Raw genomic sequence first — 11,479 nt, 5'->3', positions numbered from 1 at the left:
GGGTTCCTCTCGCTTTACGAAAGGTTCAACTCTCAACGACTTGGCGCGGTTTCAGCCGCCGAGGATCGAAGTGTATAACGCATGATAGCGTTCGGCCATCGCCTCGACCGAGAAACGTTCGGCGACGCGCGCGCGACAAGCGGCGCGGTCGATCTCTTCTACCCGGTCGATCGCAGCGATGGCTTGGTCGAGATTGTCGACCAAGAAGCCGTTGACGCCGTCCTCGATCAATTCGGGCATCGATCCGCGGTTATAGGCGATGACCGGGGTGCCGCAGGCCATCGCCTCGATCACCGACAAGCCGAAGGGTTCGTCGAAGCCGATCAGGTGCAGGAGCGCACGGGCACCGCCCAGCAGGTCGGTACGCGCGGTGCCGCCGATCGCGCCATGATAGACAATCTGCTCGCCATCGATATGCGGTTCGACCTGTTCGCGCCAATAGCGGTCGTCCTGGACGATGCCGGCCATGTGCAGTCGGCGACCGCTGGCCTGTGCCGCCGCGACCGCTTCCGCTGCGCCCTTGTCGGGATGCATGCGGCCGAAGAACAGCAGGTCGTCGCTGCCGTTCGGATCGAAGGGGAAGTCGGCGAGCGGGATGCCGTGATGGATCGTCGCGGCATAACGCAGCGACGGATGCCGGTCGGCGTCGCTGATCGCGACATAATGCACCCGGTCCTGATAGGGCGCGTACATCGGCAGGATGCGGTCGGAGGAAAAGCCGTGGATGGTGGTGACCATCGGCGTGTCGACCAGCCCCGAAAAGGCATGCGCCGGGAAGTCGGCCTGGTTGTGGATCAGGTCGAACTCGCCGGCACGTTCGAATACATGGGCGAGATGCGCGAACTCCCACACCTTCGCATCGATCGACGGATCTTCGCTATAGGGTGCGGGGACGACGCCCGCGAGCGTGCCCGATGTCCGGCTGTCGAGCGTGGCGAACAGCGTTACGTCCAGTCCGCGCGCGACCAGCGCCTCGGTCAAGAGGCTGGTGACCAGTTCCCACGGGCCGTAATGCCGCGGTGGCGTGCGCCACGCGATGGGGGCGAGCATGGCGATGCGCATCAGTCGACTTTCAGGATCAGGGCTTCGTCGGGGCGAAGGGTGGCGGCGGTCGCGGTGTCGTGCGTCGACAGCAGGACCGTGCCGGGTTCGAGATCGATCGCGGCGGACGTATGGCCGAGGTTGAGCGCGATGCGGTAGCGATAGGTGCCGTCGCTGCGGACATAGGTGAGGACGTCGCCCTCGGCACGGACGTCGCCGATCGTGCCGGTGGCCAGTGCCGGGGTTGCGCGGCGCAGAGCCAGCAGGCGGCGATAGAGGGTCAGCATCGACTGCGGGTCGGCAGACTGCGCCGAGACGTTCAGCGGCAGATGCGCCGGGTCGATCGGCAGCCACGGCTCGCCGGTGGTGAAGCCGCCCTCCCCGGTCCATGGCAGCGGCGTACGGACCGGATCGCGCCCCAGGCCGAGGCCCGGCTCGCGCAGTTCGCGCGGGTCCTGCACCTTGTCGGCGGGGACCTGCGCATCGGGCAGGCCGAGCTCGTCGCCCTGATACAGGGTCGGCGTACCGCGCAATGTGAGCAGCAGCACCGCCGCCACCCTTGCTTGCGCGGCACCGACGCGGGTTGCGATGCGCGGGCGGTCGTGATTGCCCAAAACCCAGTTCGGCCAGCCGTCCGCCGGCAGTGCGGATTCATATTCGGTGATGCGGTCGGCCAGTTCGGCGGCATTCCAGCCTGCTTCGATCAGCTGAAAGTTGAAGGGCAGATGGACTTCGGGTGCCGCCGCCGATCCGTAATAGGTCATCAGCTTGGGGACCGGCAGATAGATTTCGCCGACCAGTACCGCGTCGTAGCGGTCCGCCAATTCGCGCATGTCGGCGGCGATGGCATGGACCTCAGGCTGGTCGGTCGAATGCAGCTGCAGGACGCGGTGCATCTCCCCCATGCCATTGCGATAGTCGGGGTTGGGCGGGTTGTCGGGGAAATCGGCGTGCTTGACCATGTGCCACAGCACGTCGATGCGGAACCCGTCGACGCCGCGTTCGAACCAGAAGCGCATCGCATCCAGCATCGCCGCGCGCAGATCGGGGTTGCGCCAGTTGAGATCGGGCTGTTCGGGTAGGAAGGCGCGCGAATAATATTGGCCGGTGGCTGGATCGAAGGTCCAGGCCGGGCCACCGAAGTCGCTGATCCAGTTGTTGGGCGGGCCGCCATCGGGCGCCGGATCGCGCCAGATATACCAGTGGCGTTTGGGATTGTCGCGCGACGACCGGCTTTCGACGAACCAGCGATGCTGGTCGGAACTATGGTTTGGCACGAAATCGAGCAGGACGCGCAGGCCCAACCCATGCGCCTTGGCCAGCAGCGCGTCGAAGTCGGCAAGCGTCCCGAAGCGAGGGTCGATGCAGGTATAGTCGGCGACGTCATAGCCGAAATCCGCCATGGGCGACGGGAAGATCGGCGAGATCCACAGCGCATCGACGCCCAGCGTCACCAGATGGTCGAGCCGGTCGGCGATACCGCGCAGGTCGCCGATCCCGTCGCCGTCGCTGTCGGCGAAGGAACGGGGGTAGATCTGATAGATGGTGGCGGCGTGCCACCATGGTTGCGCGGATGAAACGATCACGCGCGGACAAGCCGCCAGCGGGCAAAACGTTCCCTTATTCGAACTCCATGATGACTGCATCGACGGCGAGGCTGTCACCCGGCGCATGGGCAATGCGGGCGACGGTACCGGGGCGTTCGGCGCGGAGGATGTTTTCCATCTTCATCGCTTCCACCACCGCCAGCGGCTGCCCGGCCTCGACGCGCTGTCCTTCGGCCACTTCGACGCGGGTCAGCAGCCCGGGCATCGGGCAAAGCAGGAACCGCGAAAGGTCGGGCGGGACCTTTTCGAGCATGTGCCGGGTCAGCGCGGCGACATGCGGCGGCAGGACGCGGAGGGCGTGGGTGGCGCCACGCGTCGTCAGCTTCCAGCCGCCGATGGTGCGCGCGATGCGGGCGGCCAACTCCTCGCCATCGATACGCGCGGTTACCACTCGTTGCGAAGGGCGCCAGTGCAGGACGACGTCAAGCGGAACGGCGTCGTCGATGTTGACCAGCAATCCGCCTTCATAGCCGTCGACACAGATGTCATAGCGATGATCGCCAGCGGTGACGATGCGCCGGGTCGACGGATATAGACGCGTGCCGAGTTGCCCGTCGATCGAGCTTGCCCGGTGCGTCAGTTCGATATCGGCGACGACTGCGATCGCCGCCAGCTTGCGGAGCAGCGCTTCGTCGGCGGGCGCGCCGTGGAAACCCTCGGGATATTCCTCGGCGATGAAGCCGGTGGTCAGCGCCCCTGCGCGGAAGCGGGGGTGCTGCATGATCGCCGAGAGGAAGTCGATATTGTTGCCGACCCCGGCCAGTTCGAACCGATCGAGCGCGGCGACCTGCGCATCGATCGCGGCTTCACGGGTCGGTGCCCAAGTGACGAGCTTGGCGATCATCGGGTCGTAGAACATGCTGACCTCGCCACCTTCGACGACGCCGTCGTCGACGCGGGTGCGAACCGATTCCGTCACCCCAGCGAAGGCTGGGTTGGAGAACGCATCGTCCTCACCGAGAGACCCCAGCCTGCGCTGGGGTGACGCGTCGGGCTGGCGCGGCGGATTGTAGCGGGTGAGGCGGCCGGTACTCGGCAGGAAGCCGCGATAGGGGTCTTCGGCATAGACGCGGTTTTCGATCGCCCAGCCGGTCAGCTTCACCTCATCCTGCGTGAAGGCGAGCGGTTCGCCCGCCGCAACGCGGAGCATCTGTTCGACCAGATCGAGGCCGGTGATTTCCTCGGTCACCGGATGCTCGACCTGCAGCCGGGTGTTCATTTCGAGGAAGTAGAAACTTTCGCCGGTCGTGTCCGCGCCGGAGACGATCAGTTCGACCGTACCGGCCGAATAATAGCCGACCGCACGGGCAAGGGCGACCGCCTGTTCCCCCATCGCCTTGCGCATCGTCGGCGTGACGAACGGCGACGGCGCTTCCTCTACGACCTTCTGGTGGCGGCGCTGGATCGAGCATTCGCGCTCGCCGAGATAGACGATGTTGCCATGCTGGTCGCCCAGCACCTGAATTTCGATATGGCGCGGGCTTTCGATGAACTTCTCGATGAACACGCGGTCGTCGCCGAAGCTCGCCAGCCCCTCGCGCTTGGTTGCCTCGAAGCCTTCGCGGACGTCCTGTTCGCTCCACGCGAGGCGCATGCCCTTGCCGCCGCCACCGGCCGACGCCTTCATCATTACCGGATAGCCGATGTCCGTCGCGATGCGGACCGCCTGCTCGGTATCGGCGATCTCGCCGAGAAAGCCGGGGACGACATTGACGCCGGCGGCCTGCGCCAGCTTCTTCGATTCGATCTTGTCACCCATCGCGGCGATCGCATTTGGCGGCGGACCGACAAAGGTGATGCCGGCATCGGCACAGGCGCGGGCGAAGCTTTCGCGTTCCGACAGGAAGCCGTAGCCGGGATGGATACAGTCCGCGCCGGTCGCCTTGGCAGCGGCAAGGATCAGTTCGGGGACGAGATAGCTTTGCGCGGCGGGCGCCGGCCCTAGGCGCACGCTCTCATCCGCCATCATCACATGCAGGGCGCGCGCATCGGCGTCGGAATAGACCGCGACGGTCGCGATGCCCATCCGCTTGGCGGTGCGCATCACGCGACAGGCGATCTCACCCCGGTTCGCGACCAAAATCTTCTTGAACAAATCGCTCTCCTCATCCGCCCTGTTTTTACAGGGTCAGCAGCATGACGCCTTGCGCATCGGTTCCTCGGCAACCATCGGAGTCATGCCCAGCTTTGCCAGCAGCGCGGCGTCGGCATCGTCGCCGGCATTACCGGCGGTCAGCAGCCGGTCGCCGGTGAAGATCGAATTGGCGCCCGCCATGAAGCACAGCGCCTGAGTCGCATCCGACATGCTCTCGCGCCCCGCCGACAGGCGGACCATGCTGAGCGGCATGGCGATGCGCGCGACGGCCACGGTGCGGACGAACTCGATATCGTCGAGCTTGGCGAGCGGCGTGTCGGCCAGCATGTTGCCGAGCACGGTGCCCTTCACCGGGACCAGCGCGTTGACCGGCACGCTTTCGGGATGGCGCGGCAGGGTGGCGAGGGCATGGACGAAGCCGACGCGATCGGCGCGGGTTTCGCCCATGCCGACGATGCCGCCGCAGCAGACGTTGATACCCGCCTCGCGCACATGCGCCAGCGTGTCGAGACGGTCGTCGAACGTCCGCGTGGTGATGACGTTGGCGTAGTTTTCGGGCGAAGTGTCGATATTGTGGTTGTAGTAATCGAGACCCGCCTGCCCCAGCCGCTGCGCCTGATCAGGGGTGAGCATGCCGAGCGTCATGCAGGTTTCCATGCCCATTGCGGCGACACCCTCGACCATCGCCACGATCTTGTCCATGTCGCGGTCCTTGGGGTTGCGCCATGCCGCGCCCATGCAGAAACGCTGCGATCCAGCGGCCTTGGCCTTCGCCGCGCTGGCGAGGACCGCGTCGACGTCCATCAGCTTTTCGGCCTTCAACTGCGTGTCGGCGCTGGCCGATTGCGAGCAATAGCCACAATCCTCCGGGCAGCCGCCGGTCTTGATCGACAGCAAGGTGCAGAGCTGGACCTGCCCGACCGCGTGATGCGCGCGGTGGACGGTCTGGGCACGGAACATCAGTTCGTCGAAGGGCAGGTCGAAGAGGTCGGCGATTTCCGCGCGGGTCCAATCGGTACGGACACCAGTTTCCGGCGCGGGAATTCGAGCTTCAACGGGCGCAATCACATTCATTCGACAGTTTCTCCAACCGGCGGGAGGTTGTGGCCGAGCAGTTTCAGCACCTCCGCCGCTGCATGGACCAGATTGGTGCCCGGTCCGAAAATCGCCGCCACCCCGGCCTCGCGGAGCAGCGCATAATCCTGTGGCGGAATGACCCCGCCGGCGATGACGCGGATATCGGCGCGACCCGCCGCCGCCAAGCGCTCGATCAGTTCGGGAATCAGCGTGTTGTGCCCGGCGGCCAGGCTGGAGGCACCGACGACGTCGACCGCTTCCGTGATCGCCAGATCGGCGGTTTCCTGCGGCGTCTGGAACAACGGACCCGACACGATGTCGAAGCCGAGATCGGCAAAGGCGCTGGCGACGACGTTGGCGCCGCGATCATGGCCGTCCTGTCCCATCTTGGCGACCAGCATCCGGGGCTTGCGCCCCAGCCGCCGCTCGACTGCCGCAACGCCTTCGCCGGCACGCAGCCAGCCGCTGTCATCTGCATGGGCCGGGCCGTAAATGCCCTTGACCGGCGTGACCGACACGGCGTGGCGACCGAAGGCGACCTCCATCGCCGCCGACATTTCGCCGAGCGTCGCCCGCGCCCGGGCAGCCGCAACGCACAGGGCTAGCAGGTTGGCATCGCCCGCCGCCCCGTCGCGCAGCGCCCCGAGTGCCGCCTGCGTCGCGGCTTCGTCACGGTTCGCACGAACCTGTTCGATGCGGCGGATCTGGTCGGCGCGGACCTTGGCATTGTCGATCGAGAGGATGTCGATCGGGTCTTCCTCCGCCAACCGGTATTTGTTGACGCCGACGATCACGTCCTCCGCCCGGTCGACGCGCGCCTGCCGGGCAGCGGCGGCGCGTTCGATATGCTCCTTGGGCAGGCCCTTGGTTACGGCATCAATCATGCCGCCGGCCGTCTCGACCTCTTCGATCAGGGTCCATGCCTTACCGGCGAGTTCCTTGGTCAGCGCCTCGACATAATAGCTGCCGCCCAGCGGATCGACGACATAGGTCATGCCGGTCTCTTCCTGAAGAATCAGCTGCGTGTTGCGCGCGATCCGGGCGGAGAAGTCGGTCGGCAGCGCGACCGCTTCGTCGAGCGAGTTGGTATGGAGCGACTGGGTGCCGCCGAAGGTCGCGGCCATCGCCTCGACGGTGGTGCGGATGACGTTGTTGTACGGGTCCTGTTCGGTCAGCGACACGCCGCTCGTCTGGCAATGGGTGCGCAGCATCTGGCTGCGGGGCGAGCCGCCGAAATCGGCGATGATCCGGCTCCACAGGGTGCGCGCGGCGCGCAGCTTCGCGATCTCCATGAAGAAGTTCATGCCGATGCCGAAGAAGAAGGACAGCCGCCCGGCGAACGCGTCGATATCCAGCCCGCGCGCCAGTGCCGCACGGACATAGGCCATGCCGTCGGCCAGCGTGAACGCCAGTTCCTGCACCGCCGTCGCCCCGGCCTCGTGCATGTGATAGCCGCTGATCGAGATGCTGTTGAAGCGCGGCATATGCTCGGCGGTATAGGCGATGATGTCCGACACGATCCGCATCGATGGCTCGGGCGGATAAATATACGTGTTGCGGACCATGAACTCCTTGAGAATGTCGTTCTGGATCGTGCCCGACAGCTTCTCCGGGCCGACGCCCTGTTCTTCCGCCGCGACGATGTAGAAGGCGAGGCACGGCAGGACCGCACCGTTCATCGTCATGCTGACCGACATGGTGTCGAGCGGGATGCCGTCGAACAGGATCTTCATGTCGTCGATCGTGTCGATCGCGACGCCGGCCTTGCCCACGTCCCCCGCCACGCGCGGGTGGTCGCTGTCATATCCGCGATGGGTGGCGAGATCGAAGGCGACCGACAGCCCCTTCTGCCCCGCCGCGAGGTTGCGACGGTAGAAGGCGTTCGATTCCTCGGCGGTTGAGAATCCGGCATATTGGCGGATCGTCCATGGCCGGCCGGCATACATCGACGCCTTCACCCCGCGGGTGAACGGGGCGAATCCGGGAAGGCCGGGATCGGGCGCGTCGGCGGCGGTGTAGAGCGGCTTGACCGCGATCCCCTCCGGCGTGTGCCAGGTGAGGTCGGCGTCGTTCACCTCACGCGCGGCGAGCTTCTGCCAGTCTTCGATCGTCGGGCCGGTCATTCGTGCTTCCCTAGCGCCCGGCGGGGGGCCAAGTCGAGGTGGGTCATGTCAGCGCCCCTCGAACCGGGGGGAGCGTTTCGCGAGGAAGGCGGCAGTGCCTTCAAGGGCGTCGGCGCTGGCAGCGGCGCTGCGCTGCGCCTCCGCCTCGCGGACCATCGCCGCCGGATAGTCATGGTCGAGCGCGTAAGTCAGGTTGCGCCGGGTAAGACCGAGCGCGACGGTCGGCCCTGCCGCCAGCCGCCGGGCGAGCGCCAGCGCTTCATCGTCGAGCGCATCGGCGGCGACCACCGTATGGATCATGCCCCAATCGAGCGCGGTCGCGGCGGGTACGCGCTCGCCGAGCAGCATCATCCGCGCCGCCCGCGCCCGCCCGATCAGGCGCGGCAACATCCAGCTTGCCCCGCCATCGGGGACGAGGCCGATATTGACGAAGGCCTGCAGGAAATAGGCGTCATCCGATGCGACGCAGAAATCGGCAGCGAGCGCGAGGCTGCATCCAATGCCGGCCGCCGCGCCGCGCACCGCGCTGACGACCGGTACCGGCAGGTCCGCGATCGCCTGCAGGCAGGGATTGTAATGATGGATCAGCGCATGGTGGGTCGCGGCGGGTGCGTCACCGGCGGCCTGTACCGCCGCAACGTCCGCGCCGGAGCAAAAGGCGCGCCCGTCGCCCGTCAGCAGCACCGCACGCGCGCCGCCGAGATCCGTCAGCGCCTCGCGGATCGCATCGAACATCGCCGGCGGGGCGGCGTTCAGCCGCTCGGGCCGGTCGAGGGTGATGCGCAGCACATCGCCATCGCGCGCCACCCGGATATCGCCTGCCATCGAATCGCTCTCCCGTATCTTTTGATACGGTTTGCGGAAAGCCCGCGGCGATTGCCAGCGCAAACGAACCGTGGCGGGGGACACCCCGCCACGAACCGCTTACCAGAATATGTCGTATTCGACGTCGACGACCTGACCCGAGCGGATGTCGACCAGCAGCGCGTCGTTGTAATAGCGGACCCAGCGATACGGTCCCCACGCCTCGGGCAGGCGATAATAGAAGGGATCGTTAATCCAGTAGTTCGACTCGAACAGGAACGAATTCAGCCGGACGCCGACGCCGAAGCGGCGATAGCCATAGCCCCAACCCTGTGGCGCATAATAGCGCGGCAGGCGGTACAGGCTGCGGTTGCGTTCGCGATAGCGGTTCCAGTCATAGCGGTCGTCGCGCCGCCAGCCGCGATCCCATTGGCCGTTATTGCTCCAGCGATCGCGTTCCCAATTGCCGCGGTCCCAACCATTGCGGTTCCAATCGCGGTCGCGCTGCGCCCAGCCATCGCCGTTCCACTGGTCGCGGCGAAGCTGTTCGCGCCGCCATTGTTCGCGGCGATCGCGATCCTGCACACCGCGACCGTCGCGACGCGGCCAGTCGCGGCGCAGCGCCTCACGGTCGATCTGGCCCTGCGCGTCGCGCGGCGGGTCGCGGCGTTCGAAGCGGTCGGGCAAATCGGGCTGGGGCGGACGCTGCCAGCCACGATCGGGCTGGCCCGGCTGCGGCGCGCGCTGCCAGCCGCGATCCTCGCGCTGTTCGCGTTGGCCCCGCTGCCACTGACCGCGCAACGCGTCGCGATCAATTTGTCCCTGCGCATCGCGCGGCGGGTCGCGTCGTTCGAAGCTGGGCCCACGGTCGGGCCGATCGCCGCGCGGTTCGAAGCGGGGCGACTCGCGGCGCTGTTCGGGGCGCGGCGCGGGTGCTTCCACGCGAATGTCGTTGCGGAATTCGGCGCGTGCTGCGGGCGTCTCGCCACCCGGCGAACGCTCGATCCGCTCGCGCATGCGGGGCCCCCGCCCCTCACGCTCGGGCTGCGCCATCGCCGCGCTCGGGACCAGGGCGGTCACGCTCAGCAACGCCAGCAGGAAACGGTTCTTCATCTCGGCTTCCCTCCACCGCCGGATGTCGCCGGCTTCGATGATGTCGGCATAAGACAGGTGCGATCAACCGTGGCTGAATGGCGATGACAGCCGATTGAAAGAATTGGTGACTATGGTTTGGGCGGGGTCAGCGCGGGGGTTTCGCGTGCCGCTTCGGCAGGGTCGATGCCGGGACGCGGCGGGGGCGCAAGGGTCGCATCGCCACGCGCGGCGGCGGCCGCCTGCCGCACCGCATCGATCAGCCGGGGATAGATGCCGCAGCGACACAAATTGGTCAGCGCCGCCGCGATCGTCGCCTCGTCCGGGTCGCGGTTCGCGCGCAGCAGCGCAGCGGTCGCCATGACGAAGCCGGGAATACAGAAACCGCATTGCACGACCTGCGCCGCGAGGAACGCGGCCTGTACCGGGTGGCTGCGGTCGCGGGCCAGACCCTCGATCGTGGTGACGAACGTTCCCTCGATGCCGCCGATCGTGACCTGGCAGGACTTTACCGCGCGCCCGTCGATATCGACGGTACAGGCACCGCAATGCCCCGTGCCGCAGCCATATTTGGTGCCGGTCAGGTTCGACACGTCGCGCAGCGCCCACAGCAGTGGCGTTTCGGGGTCGAGCCGATATTCCTGCGGCAGATTGTTGACGGTGAACCGGGTCATGGCGTCGGCCTTGTAGGAAGGATCGTGCGTCCGCGCCAACCCCATGGATCGGGAAACGGGTCGTTTCCCCGCGCGATCTTGTCGGCCTGTCCAGGCGGCGCGATGTTCTCCTCCATGACCTTACCAACCCTGTTCGTGCCGCATGGCGGCGGCCCCTGCTTCTTCCTGCACCCCGGCGAAGCGCCGGACCCGATGTGGCGTCCGATGCAGGCCTATCTTGCCGGGGTGATCGCGTCGCTGCCCGAACGGCCGCGCGCGATCCTGATGATCTCCGGCCATTGGGAGACGCCGGTGCCGACCGTGCATGTCGGCGAGCGGCCCGAACTGCTGTTCGATTATTACGGCTTTCCCGAACATACCTATCACCTGCGCTGGAATGCTGAGGGTGCTCCGGACGTCGCACGGCGGGCGGCGGGGTTGTTGCAGGCGGCGGGGTTCGCGACGGCGGAAGAGGAACGGCGCGGATGGGACCATGGCGTGTTCATTCCGATGATGGTCGCGGTGCCGGGGGCCGATATTCCACTGGCGCAGATGTCTCTCGACCAGTCGCTCGATCCTGCGGCGCATATCGCGATGGGACGGGCGCTGGCCCCGTTGCGCGACGAAGGGGTGCTGATCGTCGGGTCGGGGATGAGTTTCCACAACCTGCGCGCCCGCGGCCCATCGGTCACGCCGGTTGCCGACGCATGGGACCGTGCGCTGACCGCGGCGGTGACCGATCCCGATCCGGCGCGGCGGGCGGCACGGGTCGCCGACTGGGAACATCTGCCCCATGCCCGCTTCGCGCATCCCGAGGCGGAGCATCTGCTGCCGCTGATGGTGGCGCTGGGGGCGGGCGGCGACGGACCGGCGGTCTGCGACTATCGCGACACGGTGATGGGCTGGGTCGTTTCGGGCTATCGCTTCGGGTGACGCAAGAATGTTGCGCTTTGCCGCGTCCTGCTGGCACAAGGGCGGAAACGCCCA

The 11,479-nt window shown here is 66.8% G+C and carries 9 protein-coding genes; 1 reads left to right on the top strand and 8 read right to left on the bottom strand.

Translation table 11 applies throughout. The features are described 5' to 3' along the window. Positions 1 to 51: 51 nt before the first annotated feature. The 8 genes from ACZ1JS_RS04570 to ACZ1JS_RS04535 all read right to left on the bottom strand — a co-directional run bounded on the left by ACZ1JS_RS04570 (position 52) and on the right by ACZ1JS_RS04535 (position 10,513). Positions 52 to 1,062, bottom strand: coding sequence for a glycosyltransferase family 4 protein (locus ACZ1JS_RS04570; RefSeq protein WP_465167914.1), 1,011 nt, complete (start codon positions 1,060 to 1,062; stop codon positions 52 to 54). Continuing rightward, a complete protein-coding gene (locus ACZ1JS_RS04565; protein ID WP_465168630.1) occupies positions 1,062 to 2,624 on the bottom strand; it encodes an alpha-amylase family glycosyl hydrolase in 1,563 nt (520 codons plus the stop codon). Before ACZ1JS_RS04565 ends, ACZ1JS_RS04570 begins: the two co-directional genes overlap by 1 nt. Positions 2,625 to 2,661: 37 nt before the next feature. Further along, entirely contained in the window at positions 2,662 to 4,743 is a 2,082-nt protein-coding gene (locus ACZ1JS_RS04560) for an ATP-binding protein (protein ID WP_465167913.1), read from the bottom strand. 33 nt (positions 4,744 to 4,776) lie between these two features. Continuing rightward, positions 4,777 to 5,808: a biotin synthase BioB gene (gene bioB, locus ACZ1JS_RS04555; RefSeq protein WP_465168629.1), complete on the bottom strand. Its 1,032-nt coding sequence runs from the start codon at positions 5,806 to 5,808 to the stop codon at positions 4,777 to 4,779. Between the two features lie 5 nt (positions 5,809 to 5,813). Continuing rightward, positions 5,814 to 7,943 carry a methylmalonyl-CoA mutase gene (gene scpA / locus ACZ1JS_RS04550; RefSeq protein WP_465167912.1) on the bottom strand — a complete coding sequence of 710 codons (2,130 nt, stop codon included), beginning with the start codon at positions 7,941 to 7,943 and terminating at the stop codon, positions 5,814 to 5,816. A 48-nt stretch (positions 7,944 to 7,991) separates the two neighbouring features. Next, a complete protein-coding gene (locus tag ACZ1JS_RS04545; RefSeq protein ID WP_465167911.1) occupies positions 7,992 to 8,768 on the bottom strand; it encodes an enoyl-CoA hydratase-related protein in 777 nt (258 codons plus the stop codon). Positions 8,769 to 8,867: 99 nt separating this feature from the next. Further along, positions 8,868 to 9,860, bottom strand: a complete 993-nt coding sequence (locus tag ACZ1JS_RS04540; protein ID WP_465167910.1) for an RcnB family protein — start codon at positions 9,858 to 9,860, stop codon at positions 8,868 to 8,870. A gap of 110 nt (positions 9,861 to 9,970) precedes the next feature. Next, entirely contained in the window at positions 9,971 to 10,513 is a 543-nt protein-coding gene (locus ACZ1JS_RS04535) for a (2Fe-2S)-binding protein (protein WP_465167909.1), read from the bottom strand. Positions 10,514 to 10,627: 114 nt separating this feature from the next. Between ACZ1JS_RS04535 and ACZ1JS_RS04530 the strand changes: the two genes are divergently transcribed. Further along, positions 10,628 to 11,425, top strand: a complete 798-nt coding sequence (locus ACZ1JS_RS04530; protein ID WP_465167908.1) for a DODA-type extradiol aromatic ring-opening family dioxygenase — start codon at positions 10,628 to 10,630, stop codon at positions 11,423 to 11,425. The last annotated feature ends 54 nt before the right edge of the window (positions 11,426 to 11,479 follow it).

Source organism: Sphingomonas sp. BL-S-05, from assembly GCF_055521695.1.
This window is presented reverse-complemented; position numbering and strand designations above follow the sequence as displayed.

Excerpts from the sequence above, each read along its gene's own strand:
- ACZ1JS_RS04530 (WP_465167908.1), top strand. The coding sequence starts at position 10,628 with ATGACCTTACCAACCCTGTTCGTGCCGCATGGCGGCGGCCCCTGCTTC.
- ACZ1JS_RS04570 (WP_465167914.1), bottom strand. The coding sequence starts at position 1,062 with ATGCGCATCGCCATGCTCGCCCCCATCGCGTGGCGCACGCCACCGCGG.
- scpA (WP_465167912.1), bottom strand. The coding sequence starts at position 7,943 with ATGACCGGCCCGACGATCGAAGACTGGCAGAAGCTCGCCGCGCGTGAG.
- ACZ1JS_RS04545 (WP_465167911.1), bottom strand. The coding sequence starts at position 8,768 with ATGGCAGGCGATATCCGGGTGGCGCGCGATGGCGATGTGCTGCGCATC.
- ACZ1JS_RS04540 (WP_465167910.1), bottom strand. The coding sequence starts at position 9,860 with ATGAAGAACCGTTTCCTGCTGGCGTTGCTGAGCGTGACCGCCCTGGTC.
- ACZ1JS_RS04535 (WP_465167909.1), bottom strand. The coding sequence starts at position 10,513 with ATGACCCGGTTCACCGTCAACAATCTGCCGCAGGAATATCGGCTCGAC.